Here is a 20,971-nt window from a genome sequence, read left to right on the forward strand (position 1 = left end):
TTGCTCCCATAAAAAAACGGCGTCCTAATGAACGCCGCTCTTAATTTAACACTTTTTTGCGAATTACAATACTAATCCGACAACCGCAGCGGATAAGAAGCTGACTAAAGTTGAACCGTACAGTAATTTCAGGCCGAAACGTGCTACTGTGTTACCTTGTTTTTCATCTAACCCTTTGATAGCACCAGCGATGATACCAATTGAAGAGAAGTTAGCAAATGACACTAAGAACACAGATAAGATACCGACAGAACGCTCAGATAAACCACTTGCAATAGCTTGTAAGCCATCCATTGCAACGAATTCATTCGTTACCATTTTAACTGCCATGATCCCACCCACTTGTAGGGCTTCATCCGCTGGGATACCTAAGATCCAAGCAAATGGATAAAATACATAGCCCAACATAGTTTGGAAATCGATACCGAAAATCGCAGAGAAAATACCGTTAATCATGGCAATCAGAGCGATAAAACCAATCAGCATGGCAGAAACAATAATCGCAACTTTAAACCCTGCAAGAATATATTCACCTAACATTTCAAAGAAGCTTTGGCCTTCATGCAGGTTGCTCATTTGAATGTCTTCTTCACCTTCTGGTGGGTACGGGTTGATTAAAGACAGCACCACGAAAGTACCAAACATATTCAGAACTAATGCTGCAACCACAAAACGCGGTTCCAACATCGTCATATATGCTCCCACGATTGACATGGAAACAGTCGACATAGCTGTCGCTGCCATGGTGTACATTCTGCGATCAGACATGCGGTTAAGCTGGTCTTTATAAGCGATAAAGTTTTCAGACTGACCTAGCAGCAATGAACTTACTGCGTTGAATGATTCCAGTTTACCCATTCCGTTAACTTTAGATAACACCGTACCGATGATACGAATAACGATCGGTAGAATTTTAACGTGCTGTAAAATACCAATTAACGCAGAAATAAAGATGATTGGGCACAGAACTTGTAAGAAGAAGAACGCTAAATTCCCTTCAATCATGCCACCAAAGATAAATTTTGTCCCTTCTGCTGCGTAACCGAGTAAGTGAGTAAACACCCCCGCCACACCGAGAACAAAAGATTCACCGATATTCGATTTTAAGAACAGATATGCTAATGCAATTTGGATAACAAGTAGTTGAACAACATAACGAGGACGGATCCCCTTACGGTTACTACTTGCTAAAATAGCAAGAGCGGCGATTACTACTAAAGATAAAACGAAATGCAGGATCGAGGTCATATGCGACTCCAACAAATTTAAGAATCAGTCTATGTGCATATTCTATGTAATAGACAACATTTAAATGAGACAGGCATCACATTAATATGAAAACAGAGTGGGTGTATTTTGCAGAAAGAAGAAGAGGATCACGTTTTAAATAGCAGAAAAGAGACAGATGACCTTTTCTGCATAGAAATTAAATTCAAAATTTAATTTAGGTCTAACAACCTATCAGTGACTTAGTCACCTCACCTAAGTGAAATAACTAAGCCAAATAGAATATAGTTCACTATTTAGTATTCAGCAAACGAATCAACTCATCCTCATCAATAACTGGAATACCTAACTCATTCGCTTTTGCTAATTTCGAACCCGCAGCTTCACCCGCAATCACCATATCGGTTTTCTTCGAAACACTACCTGCGACTTTTGCCCCCAGAGCCACCAGCTTATCTTTCGCCTCATCACGGGTTAAAATACTCATCGAACCTGTTAAAACCACAGTTTTACCTGCAAATGGGCTATCGATTTCTGCACTATTAATCACTTTGACTTCTGGCCAATGAATATTCGCTTTCGTGATTAAATCGTTAATAACTGCCTGGTTATGCGCTTCGTGGAAAAAATTCACCACATGTTTCGCAACCACATGGCCGATATCTTGCACCGTTTTTAAAGACTCTTCATCCGCAGCCATGACCGCATCTAGCGTTGCATAATGTGCCGCTAAATTAGCCGCGGTCGCCTCCCCAACTTCACGGATCCCTAATGCATAAATAAAGCGCGCTAACGTAGTTTGTTTAGACTTTTCGAGCGCATCAATCAGCTTTTGCGCAGATTTTGGCCCCATTCTATCCAAACCCGTCAATTTACCTGCGCTTAATTGATAAAGATCGGCTGGCGTTTTCACATATTCTTTTTCGACAAGTTGATCGATAATTTTATCGCCCATGCCATCAACATCCATTGCACGGCGAGACACAAAGTGTTTGAGTGCTTCTTTACGCTGCGCCCCACAAATTAACCCACCAGTACAACGGGCAACGGCTTCACCTTCAATACGTTCAATGTCTGAACCACAAACAGGGCACTGGGTTGGAAAGACAATTTCACGACTATCCGCAGGACGTTTATCCGCCACCACACTGACAATCTGCGGGATGACATCCCCAGCACGACGAATAATCACTGTATCGCCAATATGCACGCCAAGACGCTCGATTTCATCTGCATTATGCAATGTCGCATTACTGACCATAACCCCCGCCACTTGGACAGGCTCAAGACGTGCTACGGGGGTAATCGCCCCTGTTCGCCCAACTTGGAACTCAACGTCTTTCAATAGAGTAATTTGCTCTTGTGCTGGGAATTTGAAGGCTGTAGCCCAGCGCGGTGCGCGGGAAACGAAACCTAATTCCTCTTGAATCGCAATTGAATTCACCTTGATCACCACCCCATCGATATCAAACCCTAATTCTGGACGAATTTGTTCGATTTGGTGATAAAAATCCAGTACAGCTTGGTGGCCTTGGCGCAGTTGTACATAGTCACTGACAGGGAGTCCCCACGCTTTAAACAGCTGTAAACGTTCATAATGTGTATCTGGCAATGTACCGCCTTCAACTAGCCCAACGCCATAACAATAGAATGTCAGTGGCCTTTTAGCGGTAATACGCGGGTCAAGCTGTCGCAAAGAGCCCGCAGCAGCGTTACGTGGGTTAGCAAAAACTTTACCGTCGGTTCTACGCGCTTCTTCATTTAGTGCTTCAAACCCTTTTTGTGGCATAAACACTTCGCCACGAATTTCCACACGAGCAGGAATATTATCCCCCATTAAACGCAGTGGAATTGCACGAATAGTACGTACATTTGCGGTAATATTTTCCCCCACCGTTCCATCACCACGAGTAGCAGCTTGCACAAATTCACCATTCTCATACAACAAACTAACCGCCAAACCATCAAGCTTCAATTCACAGCAAAATGTGAGTTCATTATGGTTTTTTAAGCGATCTCTAACCCGCTTATCAAAAGCCAAGTAACTTTCTTCATCAAAAACGTTATCCAAAGACAGCATCGGAATTTCATGGCGCACCGTTTCAAATGCTGACAAAGGTGCAGCACCGACACGCTGAGTGGGGGAATCGCTGGTGATAAGCTCTGGGTTCATTTCTTCCAGTGCCTTCAAGCGTTGCATTAATTTGTCATATTCCGCATCAGGAATTTCTGGGGCGTCCAATACATGGTATTGATATTCGTGATGACGCAGCTGTTTTTTTAATTGGTCGATTTCGTTTTTGGTAGTCATGATCCACTCGTAAAGATAAAAAACCCCCAATCAAGGGGGCTTTGTAAAACGCTTGTTTAATTTAGTGTGTTTCTGATCCGCGCATGATACACCTCTATTTTTTGCGGTGTCAGCATCTTACGCTCATCATCTAGCACCACCCCGCCTGCATCGGATGCAATGCGCTGCGCCGCTTGTAACATCAGTTTAAAGTTTTGGCTCGCATCACCGTAGGATGGCACCATCATAAACATGGAAATACCTGGTGTAGAGAAATCAGCCATGGTTTCAGGGTCAAAAGAACCTGGTTTTACCATATTCGCTAAACTAAACAGCACAGGCCCAGTACCTGACGGGTTCACGTGACGGTGGAATATTTTCATTTCACCGAATTGGAATCCCGCTTGAAGAATACTTTGTAGCAAGAGCTCACCTTGTAATTCTTGCCCCTGATGCGCCGCTACATGAAGTACCAGGACTGTCTCCTTGCTATTTGTTGTAGCAGAATTTTTCTGTGGCTCAGTTTTCGTCTCAGTGTGCGGCGGTGTCTGTTCATGATGTATCGGTTGTGTCTCTTCTTGTAGATTGTGGGTGTCAATATGCGGCTCCGATGCATTATGGTGCACGGGTTGAGTATGTATTTCAGGCTCAGCCACAATATCATCATTCATATTGATGGTGAGCTGCTCTGGCACATGCGGCTCTTGAATACGCTGAACAACAGGCTCATCATGAACAGGCTGCTCTGACGTAGCACTCATTTTAATTTCAGGTTCAACCGACGGTAATGGCTGTATATTAGGTTCAACTTGAGACTCATTTTTTACCGGATATACAGGCTCAGTCGCAGCGGGTTGAACAGGTACCTGCTGAGTTGATTGATTTTCAGTAAATAATGCAGAATCATCATAATTCGATGAATTCTCCTGCGTATCATTTTTTCTACGTTTTACAGGTCTATCGCGAAATAACTTTGAGCGCTCTTTACGGCTGGTCCATAAACCATGCAGTAATAAAGCGACAATCGCTATCGCACCTACGACCACTAATATTAGACGCAAATCCTGCATCGCTGCTATCTCTAGTTGATGAATGAAAGTGCCATCACGGCGGAAACTACCTTAAGATTATTTCTCAATTGCTCTAAGTGCAACCCTCAGAACGATTTTCTTACAAGAAAGAGAATATTCCGCTTTCGTTTGCTGCTTTTTTAAGCAAATAATGGCTAGTCAGCCTAAATTCATATCTATATGATACAAGGTCAACCGAAAAGGAGAGAACAAGAAGTATGACCCAATCGACATTTTCGCCACAAAAAGACCACTCTGGTTTTTATTATTTTACACAAGGGTGGCGACTCGTTACACGTCCTGGCATTAAACGTTTTGTGATTTTGCCCCTATTAGCAAACATTCTTTTCTTAGGAGGCGCATTTTGGTGGTTATACAGTAAGCTTGGTGGCTGGATTGACCAAGTGATGAGCTATGTTCCTGATTGGTTACAATGGCTTAATTATCTTATTTGGCCTGTTGCTTTGATTTCTATTTTATTGGTATTCACCTATTTTTTTAGCACCATTGCCAATATCATTGCAGCACCATTTAATGGTTGGTTATCCGAAAAACTCGAGGCAGAACTTACGGGGAAACCCGCGCCAGACACTGGTATGGCTGAGTTATTAAAAGATGTTCCGCGGATGATCAAACGTGAGTTTGTGCGTATTGGTTACTATTTACCACGGGCAATTGGCTTATTAATTTTATTTTTAATACCTGGTATTGGCCAAACTGTTGCCCCCATCTTATGGTTCCTATTTGGTGCATGGATGATGTCAATCCAGTACTGCGACTACCCTTTTGATAACCACCGTGTTGGTTTTAGTGAAATGAAGCAAGCTCTTGCTAAAGATCGCATAAAAAACATTCAATTCGGAGGTGTGGTCAGCTTGCTGATGATGGTGCCGTTTATCAACTTAGTCATCATGCCTGTTGCCGTTTGTGGTGCAACATTAATGTGGGTTGACCGCTATCGTAGCCGCTACGCACGTTATTAATCTCTCTTTGCGCAGGTTTAATCGCCTGCGCAGTTACCTATTTTCTTACGCTATTCTGCCTTGTTGCCCATTCTTTAGAACTATTGGATCTAAAATAGCCTTTTGTTATAAGCTTAGACCTAAATCATATTTGCATTAATCTGTTCTTCACGTATGTTGAATCCATACCCTATTTTATAGTGAACGCCAAATACTGTTTACTGGCTAACCGATTTTAAAAGGATACCCCATGAGCAAAATTTATGAAGATAATTCGTTGACCATTGGCCACACCCCACTTGTTCGTTTAAAACATTTTGGTAATGGCAATATTTTGGCAAAAGTGGAATCTCGTAACCCAAGTTTCAGCGTTAAGTGCCGTATCGGGGCAAACATGATTTGGGATGCAGAGAAAAAAGGTATCCTGAATAAAGACAAAGAGCTAGTAGAGCCAACCAGTGGTAACACGGGGATTGCTCTCGCTTATGTTGCAGCAGCGAGAGGTTACAAATTAACCTTAACGATGCCTGAAACAATGAGTATAGAGCGCCGTAAGCTATTAAAAGCATTAGGCGCTAACCTCGTGCTAACCGAGGGCGCTAAAGGGATGAAAGGGGCGATTGCTAAAGCAGAAGAAATCGTCAATAGCAATCCCAAAAAATATCTTCTGTTACAACAATTTAATAACCCTGCCAACCCTGAGATCCATGAAAAAACCACGGGTCCAGAAATTTGGGAAGACACGGATGGCAATGTCGATGTCATCATCGCAGGCGTTGGTACAGGCGGAACTATCACAGGTATTGCACGCTATCTGAAAAAGACCAAGGGTAAAGATGTGACCATCGTTGCCGTTGAACCTGAAACTTCTCCAGTGATTACTCAAGCGCTAGCAGGTGAAGAAATCAAACCAGGCCCACACAAAATTCAAGGTATCGGCGCAGGTTTTATCCCTGGTAACTTAGACCTCACACTGCTAGATAAAGTGATTCAAATCAGCGATGATGAAGCAATTAAAACTGCACGTGAGTTAATGGAAAAAGAAGGTATTCTCGCAGGGATTTCTTCAGGTGCAGCGATTGCAGCAGCAACAAAAATTGCCGCAGACCCTGCTTACACAAACAAGAATATTGTCGTGATTTTACCGTCTTCTGGTGAGCGTTATCTCTCCACTGTCTTGTTCGCGGATATCTCTGCCGAGTAGCATACTTTCGTTACATAATCGTTAAAAAAGCACCTCAAAGGTGCTTTTTTTGTGGCACGGATCAAAGTTTAGCACGGATAGGGATGATTTCTAATCTGGGGTTTAGTATTAAACATAGTAATTATTTCGCACCTCAAAATTAATCAAATTTTAGTCAAATGAACGTGCCTATTTAGATGTTTTTCGACTAACCTAATCATCGTTATTTTGAGGATGAAAAGTAAAAAGGATTGATACCGCACAAAGTAGGAAACCTTTTTACAAGTTAATAATCTAACTTATACGCAAACCTAGTCTATTTCATCTACAATTGGCTGGGTAATTAAAAAAACTAAAGTTATTGAGGAAATACTATGTTCCAGCAAGAAGTCACTATTACAGCACCAAACGGTTTACATACTCGTCCTGCCGCGCAATTTGTGAAAGAAGCAAAAGCATTCACTTCTGATATTTCTTTGATTTCTGGCGGTAAATCTGCGAGTGCAAAAAGCCTGTTCAAATTACAAACCTTAGGTTTAACGCAAGGTACTGTTGTGACCATCTCCGCAGAAGGCGAAGATGAAAAAGAAGCGGTTGAATATTTAGTTAAACTGATGGGCGAACTGGAATAATTTCGCACGCAAGAGAACGCGTTTCATCGATCTCATTCGCTGTCCCTGAATGATTTCATTCGGGGACATTTGCATAATCAATAAAACGCGCCGCAGTCTCTACAACATCAGAACTCCCAGCACTAACAGCAGTAAGGTAATATTATGATTTCAGGAATTTTAGTATCCCCAGGTTTTGCTTTTGGTCAGGCTTTGATCCTCAAAGAAGACCCTATCGTTGTTAGCACAAAAAAAATCGCAGACGATCAGGTCGAAAAAGAAATTCAACGCTTCATTGAGGGGCGTAATAAATCCGCCGAACAACTTAGTCTCATTAAAGAAAAAGCCGAAAAAAATCTAGGAGCCGAAAAAGCTGAGATTTTTGAAGGTCATATCATGCTGCTGGAAGATGAAGAACTTGAGCAAGAAATTGTCTCTTTAATCAAAGGCGATAAAAAAACAGCGGATGCCGCAGCCTATTCTGTGATTGAAGACCAAGCTCAAGCGCTTGAATCTCTTGATGACGAATACCTTAAAGAGCGCGCGGCTGACGTACGTGACATCGGCAAACGCTTATTAAAGAATATCTTAAATATTCCTATTGTTGATTTAAGCGCTATCAACCAAGAAGTTATTTTAGTTGCCGCTGACTTAACCCCGTCAGAAACCGCGCAATTAAACTTAGATAAAGTCTTAGGCTTTATTACCGATTTAGGTGGCCGTACCTCCCATACCTCCATTATGGCTCGCTCATTGGAGTTACCTGCAATTGTAGGGACTAGCGATGCCACCAGCAAAATTAAAAATGGTGATTTTATTGTCTTAGATGGCGTGAATAATACCATTCACCTGAACCCATCTGATGCAGAAATTGATAAACTCAAAGCATTCCGTGATGACTATCTGCAAGAAAAAGAAGAACTGGCTAAATTAAAAGATTTACCTGCTGTGACTCTCGATGGTCATCAAGTTGAAGTTTGTGCCAATATCGGAACTGTGCGTGATGTCGCAGGTGCTGAACGTAATGGCGCTGAAGGAGTCGGTCTCTATCGTACCGAGTTTTTATTTATGGATAGAGATGCCTTCCCTACCGAAGAAGAGCAATTCCAAGCTTACAAAGCGGTTGCCGAAGCAATGGGCAGCCAAGCCGTTATCGTCCGTACAATGGATATCGGTGGCGATAAAGACCTGCCTTATATGAATTTACCGAAAGAAGAGAACCCATTCCTCGGTTGGCGTGCTATTCGTATTTGTCTTGATCGCAAAGAAATCTTACACTCACAATTAAGGGCTATTTTAAGAGCGTCAAATTTTGGTAAACTGCGTATTATGTTCCCAATGGTTATTTCCGTTGAAGAAGTTCGTGAACTAAAAGCAGAGCTAGAAATGCTAAAAGCTCAGTTACGTGAAGAAGGTAAAGCCTTTGACGAAACAATCGAAGTCGGTGTGATGGTAGAAACCCCAGCTGCCGCTGTGATTGCGCGCCATTTGGCGAAAGAAGTTGATTTCTTTAGTATTGGGACGAACGATCTCACTCAATACACTTTAGCGGTTGACCGTGGTAATGAACTGATTTCTCACCTTTATAACCCAATGTCACCTGCTGTTCTAAACCTTATCAAACAAGTGATCGATGCATCACATGCGGAAGGGAAATGGACAGGCATGTGTGGCGAGTTAGCGGGTGATGAACGTGCAACCTTATTGCTACTAGGCATGGGGCTGGATGAATTTAGTATGAGCGCAATCTCAATTCCGCGTATCAAAAAATTAATTCGCAATGCGAACTTTGCTGATACTCAGGCCTTGGCTGAACAAGCACTTGCTCAACCAACCGCAGATGAATTGATGAAACTTGTAGATACCTTTATCCAAGAAAAAACGTTATGCTAAGAACAGCACATTAGTTCGGTCCCATATAAAACGATTAGGAGAAGGTCCATGGGTCTGTTTGACAAACTGAAATCACTAGTTTCGGAAGACAAAAGTAGCAGTGGCAGTATTGAAATTATCGCCCCATTATCAGGCGAAATCGTCAATATTGAAGATGTTCCAGACGTTGTGTTTGCAGAGAAAATTGTCGGTGACGGTATCGCCATCAAACCTGCTGGCAATAAAATTGTTGCTCCAGTAGACGGTACAATCGGTAAAATATTTGAAACCAACCATGCGTTTTCTATTGAGTCAGACGATGGTATTGAACTGTTTGTTCACTTCGGTATTGATACCGTTGAGCTCAAAGGTGAAGGTTTCAAACGTATCGCTGAAGAAGGCCAAGCTGTCAAAAAAGGCGATTTAGTCATTGAATTTGATTTAGCTTTGTTAGAAGAAAAAGCAAAATCCGTTCTGACCCCCGTTGTGATTTCGAACATGGACGAAATCAAAGAGTTAAATAAACTAACAGGGTCAGTGACAGTGGGTGAAACTGTCATTATGCGTATCAAGAAATAATTACTACGCATAATAACTGAAAAACCATCAGGTTGATAACCTGATGGTTTAATTCATTCTATTGTTTCCTTGTGATAGCCTGACTGCCACCTAAAAACAACGTGTTAAGAATCAAAAACCCCCGTTGATAAATAACGGTCACCTCTGTCGCAAATAATAGCAACGATCACCGCTCCTGGGTTTTCTTTCGCCACGCGTAAAGCCCCCGATACCGCACCGCCTGAGCTCACTCCACAGAAAATACCTTCAAACCTTGCTAGCGCTCTCATCGTCTCTTCTGCATCTTGCTGATTAACATCCAGTACGCTATCCACTAATTCGCCATCAAAAATCCCAGGAAGATAACCAGGTGACCAGCGGCGAATACCTGGTATTTGGCTTTTTTCGGCAGGCTGTAAGCCGACAATATGTACGTCTTTTGATTGTGATTTCAAATAGCGGCTTACACCTGTAATCGTACCCGTTGTCCCCATACTTGACACAAAATGAGTAATTTTACCGTGCGTTTGTTGCCAAATTTCAGGGCCTGTTGTTTTAAAATGAGCAAGTGGGTTATCTGGGTTATTAAATTGGTCTAATACCTTCCCTTCCCCGTTTTTTTCCATCTCTTTCGCAAGATCTCGCGCCCCTTCCATTCCAATGGTGGTGCTGACCAAAATTAACTCCGCGCCGTAAGCTTGCATCGATGCTTGGCGCTCTTTACTCATATTTTCAGGCATTAACAGCTTTAATTTATATCCCTTTACCGCAGCAATCATTGCCAGTGCAATACCTGTATTGCCACTTGTGGCTTCAATTAATGTATCACCTGGCTTAATTTCACCACGTTTTTCAGCTTCGCTGATCATGGAAAAAGCCGCTCTGTCTTTTACGGAGCCAGCAGGGTTGTTGCCTTCGAGTTTTACCCAAATTTCAGTATCAATCCCTTGCGTCAAACGCTGAAGTTTTACTAATGGGGTATGGCCAATAAATTGTTCCAGAGTTGACACTTTCGCATCCTTATAATTTTTATTTATCACTTAGAATTAATAGAAATAAGATATTACCCCAATAAGCCTATGAGTGAACATGAATTCTCTTCATATTATTATTAGAAAAATAGATTATCTTTATTACCCATAATGATATAGCTAATTGATATATTATATTACAATAAGTTTATAGAATTGTCAGCTATATCTCTTATTTTAATGATAAATAAAATACTTATATATCAATTAATTAAAATTAAAATACGACAGGTGAAACCCATTGCCAATAATCAAAGAATGGGCTAGTGGAGGGCGATATACATGGCAAAAATAATAGAAAATAACACCAAAAATGTTTAACTTATTGGCGTTATAAATAATGGAAAGCTATATTCACGCGCTTTGTGCTAATTGTGGAAAAACTAATTCAGTATCACCTTGATATATTTTCGCTTCTTGGCTGCCAAGAAAATAGTGTTCACCACGCTTAGGAATTGTCGAATTGGATTGCCAAATCACAGATAATGGGCCATTCCCCCACCCTATCGGTTGTACCGTCAATTGCCAAAAGTGCCCTCTTGGACCTGATTCGGTCACCCTAACTGGCAAACGATGCTGTACATCCACTTCAGATCTCAATGAAACATCCCATGGGCGTAAAAAGACATCCACCTCACCTTGATGGGCGCTAGTATGATTTAACGAAAATTCGTAACCATCAATCGCTAAGACCGAGCCTTTTATCTGTGCAGAAATCTGATTAACTTCCCCCATAAACTCCAGTACAAAGCGGGTTTCTGGGCGCTGCCAAATATCATTTGGTGTGCCGACCTGCTCAATGTGCCCTTGACTCATGACCACAATTCTATCCGCAACTTCCATAGCTTCTTCTTGGTCATGCGTTACAAACACACTGGTAAATTTAAGCTCATCATGTAATTGACGTAACCAGCGGCGCAGTTCAATACGCACCTGTGCATCTAACGCACCAAAAGGCTCGTCTAATAGTAAAATTTGCGGGTCAACCGCTAATGCACGCGCTAACGCAACACGCTGTTTTTGCCCACCAGAAAGTTGCGCAGGATAACGCGAAGATAGATGGGCTAATTGCACCATCTCCAGTAATTGCATCACCTTTTGCTTAATCGCTTGGGATGAGGGTCTTTGCTTGCGTGGCAACACCGTTAAACCAAATGCCACATTATCGAATACGGTCATATGGCGAAATAACGCGTAGTGTTGAAAAACAAAACCAACATGCCTGTCTTTCGCATGAATTTGACTCACATCTTGCCCGTGAAAACGTAGTACGCCCCCACTTTGCTGCTCAAGCCCAGCAATAATTCGCAGTAAGGTGGTTTTTCCTGAACCTGAAGGGCCTAATAAGGCCACCATTTCACCCGATGCAATATCCAGTGAAATATCGTTGAGTACTTGGGTTTTCCCAAAGAACTTGCCGATTTTTTCAATTTCAATACTCATGTTTAATGGACTCCTGATTCAGACTGCTGACGACTTAAATGCCACTGCAATGCGCTTTTAAGAATTAGCGTAATAATGGCCATGAGCGCAAGAATAGCCGCAGCAGTAAATGCACCGACCGTGTTATAGTCCTGATGCAATAATTCAACTTGTAACGGTAACGTATAAGTTTCACCGCGAATAGCACCTGAAACGACGGATACCGCACCAAACTCACCAATCGCCCTCGCGTTGGTTAACACAACACCGTATAACAGCGCCCAGCGAATATTTGGTAATGTGACGCGCCAAAACATTTTCCAGCCTGATGCACCAAGCAATACCGCAGCTTCATCTTCTTGGCTGCCTTGGCTTAGCATCAATGGAACCAACTCTCTCACCACAAATGGACAAGTCACAAATATGGTGACTAATGCCATACCTGGCCATGAAAACATCACTTGAATATCAAAACCTTCAAGCCATCCACCAAGCCAACTGTTTGAACCATAAAACAGTAGATATAATAGCCCCGCTACCACAGGTGAAACCGCAAAAGGGATATCCACTAGTGTGAGTAATAATTGCCGCCCTGGGAATTGAAAGCGTGTCACTAACCACGCCATCATCGTGCCAAAAATCAAATTAACAGGAACCGTGATCAACGCAATTAATACAGTTAATCCAATCGCATGAAGCATATCTGGGTTAGATAAATTAAGTAGAACTTCACCAACCCCTTTTTGAAACGCCGTAATAAAAATCCAAATAATGGGGATCACCAGCAATAAGATGGCAAAGAAAACACCTGCAGCGATGAGAAACCATTTACCCCAATTAACGGGTGACCGTTGGGCGGTTTGTAGCGGAGTGATTTGCGCCATTATTTCCCCCCCAGTCGCTTACCAAAACGACTTTGTACTAAATTAACGCTGAATAACAAGAGTAGTGAAACCGCTAAAATAACCGATGCAACCGCACTTGCCGCAGGGTAATCAAATTGCTGTAATTGGCTGAAAATCATTAAAGAAACCACTTCTGTTTGCCAAGCAATATTTCCTGCGATAAAGATAATTGCACCAAATTCACCTAGGCTACGTGTGAATGACAAAACGGTTCCTGCAAGCAATGCAGGGGAAAGCTCTGGCATGATCACACGACGGAAAGTTTGCCAGCGACTGGCTCCCAGTGTTTGTGCCGCCTCTTCATATTCTGGCCCCAGTTCTTCCAATACAGGCTGAACGGTACGCACAACAAAAGGGATACTGGTAAATGCCATAGCAACAGCAATCCCCAGCCAAGTATTCACGACTTTGATATCAAACTGGTGTAGATATTGGCCATACCAACCTGATGTCGCAAACAAGGTAGCCAATGTTAACCCTGCTACTGCGGTTGGCAATGCAAAGGGTAAGTCGACTAAACCGTCTAATAATGTTCTGCCTGGAAAGCGATAGCGCGTTAAAATCCATGCCAATAACAGGCCAAATACCGCATTAAATAAGCTTGCCACTAAAGCAGACAATAATGTCACTTTATAAGCTGCAACCACTTGTGGATAGCTAATCACCGACCAATATTGTTGCCATGTCATCTCCGACAGTTGGATCACTAACGCACTCATGGGTAGCAGCAAAATCAAACAGGTATAAAATAAGCTGCTACCCAACGTCAGGCCAAAGCCTGGCAAAAATCGCTTCCCAGATTGATTCATTAACGGCGCCCTTGTGCCATTAGTTCGTCAAACTCTCCTCCCGTTGAGAAATGTATATCCATGACTTTTGGCCAGCTCTCAAATTGGGATTCAACGGTAAATAATTTTGTTTCTGGGAATTTGCTTTTGTTCGCTTCCATCACCGCTTTGTCATTCACACGATAATTAAAGTTAGTAATAATTTCCTGCGCTTGCGGGCTGTATAAATAATTCAAATAGGCTTTAGCGACATCTTCCGTACCATTTTTTTGCACATTTTTATCCACCCAAGCCACTGGGAACTCCGCCAGAATATCCACTGGTGGCACAATAACTTCATAATCGGATTCACCGTATTGTGAACGGATATTGTTAACTTCGGATTCAAAACTTATCAGCACATCCCCAAGACCACGCTCAATAAATGAGGTTGTCGCACCACGACCGCCTGTATCAAACACTTCCACATTTTTGAGGAACTGTTTCATCTGTTCGCGTGTTTTTGCTGTATCTCCTTTATTTTCTTGGTTAAATGCTCCCCAAGCGGCAAGGTAGGTATAACGGCCATTTCCAGATGTTTTAGGATTTGGAAAAATTAATTTCACATCACTGCGGACAAGGTCATCCCACGTTTTAATCCCTTTCGGATTATCTTTACGCACTAAAAAAGCCATTGTGGAATAGTAGGGTGAGCTGTTATTCGGTAAGCGAGACTGCCAATCTACAGGGATCAAATTCCCTTTATCATGCAAAATTTGTACATCAGTCACTTGGTTATAGGTCACCACATCTGCTCTTAACCCCTGCAAAATCGCCAGGGCTTGTTTTGATGAGCCAGCATGCGACTGCTTGATAGTTAATTTGTCATCGGGGTGAGCCTCATTCCATTGTTTTTCAAACGTTGGATTCAACGCTACAAACAATTCACGAGCAATATCATATGAACTGTTAAGGAGTTCAGCAGCGAATAGGTGCGGACTTCCTAACAAAGACACGGTCGCTAAGCTGGCTAAAGCTGTTTTCTTAAAAAAAGTTGTTTTCATGTCATTCCCATTCGTCACTAAACCAAAATATCTGTATGACTCCACTGTAGCGGTTTTGGTTATAACTGGATAGCTATCAATCAATTTTTTATATATCAAATTGGAATAACAAAGAAATAGAGGAAATAAGCACTAAAATATTATTATCTATCAAAGAGTTAAACACATGAAACCTGTTCAATGATGGAAGTAAAACTAAAGAAAAGGAAATCGCCGCATCCGTGCGGCAAGGAGTCATCTATAATGCAAGCAATGTTTCAATTGAAGGTGCGTAGTAATAGCTACCAGAAACCGCTTTAGTCATACGTAGAAGATCATCGTATTTACCGTCTTTTTCACCGAACATACTTAACAGTTGCTGTTCAATATTGTGTAATTTTGCACAATAGGCGATGAAAAATAGCCCGTGCTTACCGCTTGCTGTACCATATGGCAAGCTATGGCGCATCACTTCAAGCTCTTCACCGTCTTCTTCAATCACTACACGAGAAACGTGGGAAGTGATGTTTCGTGCATCTTCATCCAGTTCGACGCTATCTTTCTTCGTGCGGCCAATCATTTTTTCTTGTTCATGTTCAGAAAAACGATCCCACTTTCTTAAATCGTGCTCATAGCGTTGAACTAAAACGTAGCTTCCGCCTTTATCATTTCCTTCATCAATAAGAGTGACTTCAGCGATCTCTTCACCTTGTGGATTTTCAGTACCATCAATAAAGCCGCTTAAATCACGATCGTCAACCCAACGGAAACCATGAATTTCTTCAACTACGTTGATGGACTTACCAAATGCTTTCAATGCCGCTTGCGCTAAAGAAAAGTTGATATCATGACGCAGGGATTGAATATGAATGAACATATCTCGTTGAGTTGCAGGTGCTAAACCTTTACCTAAAGGCCGAAATGGCTTTAATTCAGGTGCACTATCTGCACGCCCCATTTGCTTCCACGCATCAGAGCCGAATGCAATCACTGCACCAAGGCGATCATCTGGGTATTGTGCTTGTAATTTTGTTAAAGCATCGATAAAGTTTTTGCAACCCGCTTTCACTTCATCCAGCGAACCTTCTTGCATCAATGCTTCAATAAAAATACCGAAACGACTATGTTCTTTCAAAATACCACTTTGAGAATGAGACATACGGTAAACCTCGTAATATGAATATGTTATCTAACCTATCTGTTATCTAGGACGATATCGCTATCCTACCTTATCGTCATGTTCTTCACCTTGTTTTAACGCAAGGCTTTATAGGTTTCGTTCTCTATTATAAGAAAGATAATTTAACAAAGGGGAAATTTCTTTAAGAAACTTAGTAGAAAAAATACCTGAGAGATAAAAAATACCGTAAATGATTTAGCCACTTACGGCATTTTTAGAAAAAAGATTATTTATGCCAAAGGATTTGAGAGATTTCCCACTCTTTTAGGTCGTTATCTGATGGCATTAAATCCTCAGGCCCCTGCCATTTACCTGTAAAACGATACACCACTTGGCTAGATTGTGGCGAATTACATTCCACGGTAGGGACGTTGTCTATGCGCTCACCTACCCCACAGACACCAAAGGCTTTTTCATAAATATCGCTAAATGGTGTACCAATTTTTGGCCCCCATTCCGTCACCACATTCGGATCACTCACCACAATCCGTGAAACATAACCATGCTCAGGGCCAATAATTTCAACTTTGACTTTATCGTCATCAATACCTTGAAAAACCGTGACGACCTCGCCATTTTCCATTTGCATCCCATTACGGATGGAATAACGGTCATTCAGTTGTTGTTTAATGGTATCAGCCTGCATGGGTGTAAAATTAGTCACTTGTCCAAGACCAGAACTGGACACCATTAGTGGGCTACTAAACCATGTTGATGGCGAAAAAACTTTGAACCCGGCACAGCCAGATAACATTAATACCGTACCTAAAAGGGAAACTTTTAATACTGGGACAAGCCATGTCTGGCTATTTAGATTTGCATGTTGGGACATATCATCCTCTTTAATTCGTCGCATAATGCATATTGTGACAATCTATTTGCCGAAACATTCAAACCAATGAACCAACAAATAGCAATTAACTTAGAAATCCGTTTCGTGGGTTAATTTTTTCGAGTAAATCAGGCGTTCAGGTTGTTCTTCTTCATACTGCATTTTTTCAAACATATAGATAGCAGCATCAAATTCTTCACTCACTAATAATTCTATTCTACCGCATCCACGGGCAATCAATTTCTTTTCGAGACGACTCACTAACGCATTTGCAATGCCACGACCACGGTAATCAGGGTGTACGGCAAGATAAACGGCGGTGCCACGAATACCATCATAACCGCCCATAATAGTGCCGACCACTTCCCCAGTTACTTCAGCAACTAAAAACAAGTCTGCACCACATTGTAATTTACGTTCGATGTCGAGTTCAGGATCGCCTGAAAATTCATTAAGAGAACAGCGCTCCCATAATGTCAGCACCTCTTCATAATCACCTTGGCGGAAGATCCGTATTTCCATAACATTTGCCCGTTTAAACTAATCTTCCTGCCATTATCACTGGTTTTACAACACAATCAATATTCAATATGCCTTTTTTAGCTTAAAGGAGTATACTTTAAGCATTATTTTTTCCCTTTGGTTTTATTAAAAAACAATGAATTACCCTGATATTGATCGTGTAAAAACCTATTTGCAAAACTTACAAGAGACTATTTGCAAAAAAATCACTGAGCTAGATGGTAAGGAAACCTTTCTAGAACAAACGTGGGAGCGCGCTGAAGGCGGTGGTGGTCGTAGCCGTGTTTTAACAAATGGCGCCCTCTTCGAACAAGCTGGTGTAAACTTTTCGCACATAAAAGGCGAGCAACTTCCAACCTCAGCATCAGCACACCGTCCTGAACTTGCTGGTCGTAGCTACCAAGCCATGGGAGTTTCGCTTGTTATTCACCCATTAAACCCGTATATACCAACCACTCACGCCAATGTGCGCTTTTTTATGGCGGAAAAAGAGGGAGAAGCCCCTGTTTGGTGGTTTGGTGGCGGGTTTGATTTAACGCCATATTATGGTTTTACTGAGGATGTTGTTCATTGGCATACTGTTGCACGCGACTTATGTCTCCCCTTTGGTGAAGATGTTTACCCAAAATACAAGCATTGGTGCGATGAATATTTCTTTTTAAAACATAGAAATGAGCCTAGAGGTATTGGCGGTTTATTCTATGACGATCTCAATCAGGGTGGTTTCGAGCACTGTTTCAACTTTACCCAAGCTGTTGGCGATGGTTTTTTACACGCTTATGTGCCAATTGTTGAAAAACGAAGAAACTATTCATGGGCTGAACAAGAGAGGCAGTTTCAGTTATATCGTCGTGGCCGCTATGTAGAATTTAACCTTGTTTGGGATAGAGGTACATTATTTGGTTTACAAAGTGGTGGTCGAACTGAATCAATTTTAATGTCAATGCCTCCACTTGTTCGCTGGGAGTATGACTATCATCCTGAACCAAATAGTCCTGAAGAAAAGCTCTATACTGACTTTTTAATTTCAGGTAAAGAGTGGTTATCACCATAATTAATAATATTCACTTATAGAGAAAGGTAGAAAAATTATATTTTACCTTTCTAACAAAATGCAGCAGTCATTAACTTAGTTCCTTAGATATCATATAGTTACAATTAAAACATAACCGATTATGATTCCATCTCACCCAATTGAAATGGAGTTATATCATGAGTCATATCCTTGCCCGTTCATTATTATCCCCATGTTTAGTTTCTAATCTCATCACTGAAAATGATTCGGCTGAGCTGAAATCAACACTGATACATATCAATGATATGATGACCCGTGTCTATACCGATGAAGAAGTCCAACGCCAACGTAACTTGCTATCCCATTGTAAAACGAGTGCTGATAGTCACTATAAGCGTGTTATTCGCGATGCCCAACAACTTGTTGCACACAGCAGCCACACACACTCTGATCTCCCAATTTGCCAACTAGATGAACTGTCAGATGATGAGCACATGCTCTATGACGACTATAAAGTTGTAATGAGCGAAGGGGATGCCAAAGCGCCATCAAAACCTGCAGGGCATGTTTTTGATTCCATCGGGACTATTCGTACATTTTTTAAGGAGAAATTAAATATTGGTCAAATGTTTGGCTGTGCTGCTAATATCAATGCGATTATTCATTTTGGAACAAACTACTCCAATGCATTCTGGGATTCTCAAGCTATTTTCTTTGGGGATGGAGATGGAAAAACTTTTGGCCCATTCTACAATGACATTGACATAATCGCACACGAACTGGCTCATGGCTACATTAGCTCAGAAGCTAACTTTAACTATATTTTTCAATCTGGTGCACTTAATGAATCTGTCGCTGACGTTATTGGTATCATGGTCAAGCAATACGTCAACAATGAAAGTGCCACCACATCCAACTGGCTACTCGGGGAAAACCTTTTCATTAATAAAGTGAAAGCACCTGCCCTTCGTTCTATGTCTAAACCTGGCACTGCCTATTATTTTTCAAAATACAATAAAGACCCACAAGTTGCTCATATGCAAGATTACAAGGATTTACCTTATACCGTTGATAACGGAGGAGTACATATCAATTCAGGTATTCCAAATCGTGCATTCTATTTATTAGCCACTGAGTTAGGTGGGAATACTTGGGATGTTGCAGGGAAAATATGGATCGCAACCGTTTCTGATCCTGTGATTACGGCAAAGTCTAACTTCAAACAGTTTGCAACAGCCACAGTGAATAATGCACGTAAGCTATTTGGCGAAAAAGTTGCCTTACAAACACAAAAGAGCTGGGAAGATGTTGGTCTGATACTCGATAATAATGAATCGCTCACAGCACAGTAACGCATTAAAATACAGTTAGTTACCCATTAGTTTTACGTTATTTACATAAAAAGGCCGATGTTTAAGCGAATTCAATGCCCAATATTCAGCCTTATATTGCAGTCTATTTTTAACTAAGCCCACACGTTAACGTTTTTTCTTTTTACGACCTGGTTGTGTAAATTTTTTACGTGTAGGGTTTTCTGGTTTTGCCTTGGGTTTACTCCCTACGTTTTGCTTCGCCCCATTATTGCTCTTACTACTTGCTTGTGCTTTTTGTATTTTTTTTGGCTTAATATCTGATTCTGATTTCTCCATCATATCAAATAGTTCGATAAGCTCATCATCGGTTAAATCCCGCCATTCACCTACAGGTATTCCTGCTAGTCCCACATTCATAATACGAATACGTTCAAGCTTAGTCACTTCAAAACCAAAGTGCTCGCACATACGGCGAATTTGACGGTTAAGCCCTTGCACAAGGGTAATACGAAAAACAAATGGTGCTTCTTTTTTGACCTTACACTTTTTGGTCATTGTCCCTAAGATAGGAACACCTGCCCCCATGCCACGGATAAACTCATCGGTAACAGGTTTGTTGACCGTCACAAGGTACTCTTTCTCATGGGAGTTACCCGCACGCAAAATTTTATTAACCAGGTCCCCATGGTTGGTCAAAAAAATCAGCCCTTGAGAATCTTTATCTAATCGCCCAATCGGGAAAATACGCGTACTGTGATTCACATAATCAACAATATTATCTTTCTCACCACTTTCTGTGGTACTGACGATCCCCACGGGTTTATTGAGGGCAATAAGAATTAAGTCATCTTCATTACGCGGCTCAATCAATTGACCATTCACCTTGACCACATCACCTGCAAAAACTTGGTCACCAATACCTGCGCGTTTCCCATTAATAAATACATTACCTTGCTCAATATAACGGTCGGCTTCGCGCCTTGAGCAAATACCACTTTCGCTAATATATTTGTTTAGACGCGTAGAAGAACGAGTATCCATAAATTCCCTCAATCATTTATGCCCCGCCGACGCCATGATTATGCGTTATTGGCCACACGGGTTTGCGCTTTAATCGCTAAATTTGTCAAAAAGTAATATAACAAAAAGCCGTAACAGGTTGATGTGT

General features: G+C 41.5%; 19 protein-coding genes. 7 read left to right on the top strand and 12 right to left on the bottom strand.

Features of this window, described 5'->3' with window-relative positions; all coding sequences use genetic code 11:
* Positions 1-63: 63 nt before the first annotated feature.
* From M1F05_RS12860 to zipA, 3 genes are all read right to left on the bottom strand, one after another.
* Complete coding sequence (locus M1F05_RS12860) at positions 64-1,248, bottom strand: NupC/NupG family nucleoside CNT transporter (protein ID WP_206082429.1); 1,185 nt, start codon at positions 1,246-1,248, stop codon at positions 64-66.
* Between the two features lie 271 nt (positions 1,249-1,519).
* On the bottom strand, positions 1,520-3,538 hold the full coding sequence (ligA, locus tag M1F05_RS12865) for an NAD-dependent DNA ligase LigA (RefSeq protein ID WP_206082430.1): 2,019 nt from the start codon (positions 3,536-3,538) through the stop codon (positions 1,520-1,522).
* Between the two features lie 56 nt (positions 3,539-3,594).
* Positions 3,595-4,587: a cell division protein ZipA gene (gene zipA, locus M1F05_RS12870; protein WP_206082431.1), complete on the bottom strand. Its 993-nt coding sequence runs from the start codon at positions 4,585-4,587 to the stop codon at positions 3,595-3,597.
* Positions 4,588-4,805: 218 nt separating this feature from the next.
* Here zipA and cysZ point away from each other — a divergent pair, with 218 nt between their 5' ends.
* From cysZ to crr, 5 genes are all read left to right on the top strand, one after another.
* Entirely contained in the window at positions 4,806-5,570 is a 765-nt protein-coding gene (gene cysZ / locus M1F05_RS12875) for a sulfate transporter CysZ (protein ID WP_206082432.1), read from the top strand.
* A 229-nt stretch (positions 5,571-5,799) separates the two neighbouring features.
* Positions 5,800-6,753 carry a cysteine synthase A gene (cysK, locus tag M1F05_RS12880; RefSeq protein WP_206082433.1) on the top strand — a complete coding sequence of 318 codons (954 nt, stop codon included), beginning with the start codon at positions 5,800-5,802 and terminating at the stop codon, positions 6,751-6,753.
* A 353-nt stretch (positions 6,754-7,106) separates the two neighbouring features.
* Positions 7,107-7,364 (top strand): phosphocarrier protein Hpr, encoded by a 258-nt coding sequence (gene ptsH / locus M1F05_RS12885; RefSeq protein ID WP_047756382.1) that lies wholly within the window; start codon positions 7,107-7,109, stop codon positions 7,362-7,364.
* Positions 7,365-7,508: 144 nt separating this feature from the next.
* Positions 7,509-9,236 carry a phosphoenolpyruvate-protein phosphotransferase PtsI gene (ptsI, locus tag M1F05_RS12890; RefSeq protein WP_206082434.1) on the top strand — a complete coding sequence of 576 codons (1,728 nt, stop codon included), beginning with the start codon at positions 7,509-7,511 and terminating at the stop codon, positions 9,234-9,236.
* A gap of 48 nt (positions 9,237-9,284) precedes the next feature.
* Positions 9,285-9,794 carry a PTS glucose transporter subunit IIA gene (gene crr, locus M1F05_RS12895; RefSeq protein ID WP_206082435.1) on the top strand — a complete coding sequence of 170 codons (510 nt, stop codon included), beginning with the start codon at positions 9,285-9,287 and terminating at the stop codon, positions 9,792-9,794.
* Positions 9,795-9,898: 104 nt separating this feature from the next.
* Here the strand turns inward: crr and cysM are convergent, their stop codons facing one another.
* The 8 genes from cysM to M1F05_RS12935 all read right to left on the bottom strand — a co-directional run bounded on the left by cysM (position 9,899) and on the right by M1F05_RS12935 (position 17,475).
* On the bottom strand, positions 9,899-10,783 hold the full coding sequence (cysM, locus tag M1F05_RS12900; protein ID WP_206082436.1) for a cysteine synthase CysM: 885 nt from the start codon (positions 10,781-10,783) through the stop codon (positions 9,899-9,901).
* A 375-nt stretch (positions 10,784-11,158) separates the two neighbouring features.
* Complete coding sequence (cysA, locus tag M1F05_RS12905) at positions 11,159-12,247, bottom strand: sulfate/thiosulfate ABC transporter ATP-binding protein CysA (RefSeq protein ID WP_206082437.1); 1,089 nt, start codon at positions 12,245-12,247, stop codon at positions 11,159-11,161.
* A gap of 2 nt (positions 12,248-12,249) precedes the next feature.
* Positions 12,250-13,110 (bottom strand): sulfate/thiosulfate ABC transporter permease CysW, encoded by an 861-nt coding sequence (gene cysW / locus M1F05_RS12910; RefSeq protein WP_206082438.1) that lies wholly within the window; start codon positions 13,108-13,110, stop codon positions 12,250-12,252.
* On the bottom strand, positions 13,110-13,940 hold the full coding sequence (gene cysT / locus M1F05_RS12915) for a sulfate/thiosulfate ABC transporter permease CysT (protein WP_206082439.1): 831 nt from the start codon (positions 13,938-13,940) through the stop codon (positions 13,110-13,112). Before cysT ends, cysW begins: the two co-directional genes overlap by 1 nt.
* Positions 13,940-14,962, bottom strand: coding sequence for a sulfate ABC transporter substrate-binding protein (locus M1F05_RS12920; protein WP_206082440.1), 1,023 nt, complete (start codon positions 14,960-14,962; stop codon positions 13,940-13,942). Before M1F05_RS12920 ends, cysT begins: the two co-directional genes overlap by 1 nt.
* 238 nt (positions 14,963-15,200) lie before the next feature.
* A complete protein-coding gene (locus tag M1F05_RS12925) occupies positions 15,201-16,100 on the bottom strand; it encodes a Dyp-type peroxidase (protein ID WP_206082441.1) in 900 nt (299 codons plus the stop codon).
* 247 nt (positions 16,101-16,347) lie between these two features.
* Positions 16,348-16,953, bottom strand: a complete 606-nt coding sequence (locus M1F05_RS12930; protein WP_206082442.1) for an RpoE-regulated lipoprotein — start codon at positions 16,951-16,953, stop codon at positions 16,348-16,350.
* Between the two features lie 90 nt (positions 16,954-17,043).
* Complete coding sequence (locus tag M1F05_RS12935) at positions 17,044-17,475, bottom strand: GNAT family acetyltransferase (RefSeq protein ID WP_206082443.1); 432 nt, start codon at positions 17,473-17,475, stop codon at positions 17,044-17,046.
* Between the two features lie 136 nt (positions 17,476-17,611).
* On the opposite strand from M1F05_RS12935, the gene hemF reads away from it, so the two are divergent.
* Together hemF and M1F05_RS12945 are read left to right on the top strand one after the other, a co-directional pair.
* Positions 17,612-18,529, top strand: coding sequence for an oxygen-dependent coproporphyrinogen oxidase (gene hemF / locus M1F05_RS12940; protein WP_206082444.1), 918 nt, complete (start codon positions 17,612-17,614; stop codon positions 18,527-18,529).
* Positions 18,530-18,687: 158 nt separating this feature from the next.
* The gene (locus M1F05_RS12945; protein ID WP_206082445.1) at positions 18,688-19,842 is read left to right on the top strand and encodes a M4 family metallopeptidase; all 1,155 of its coding nucleotides are present in this window, start codon (positions 18,688-18,690) and stop codon (positions 19,840-19,842) included.
* Positions 19,843-19,968: 126 nt separating this feature from the next.
* Here the strand turns inward: M1F05_RS12945 and rluF are convergent, their stop codons facing one another.
* On the bottom strand, positions 19,969-20,844 hold the full coding sequence (rluF, locus tag M1F05_RS12950; RefSeq protein ID WP_206082446.1) for a 23S rRNA pseudouridine(2604) synthase RluF: 876 nt from the start codon (positions 20,842-20,844) through the stop codon (positions 19,969-19,971).
* Positions 20,845-20,971 lie beyond the last annotated feature (127 nt).

This window comes from Providencia sp. PROV252, from assembly GCF_033676005.1.
GTDB classification, from domain to species: Bacteria; Pseudomonadota; Gammaproteobacteria; order Enterobacterales; family Enterobacteriaceae; genus Providencia; species Providencia vermicola.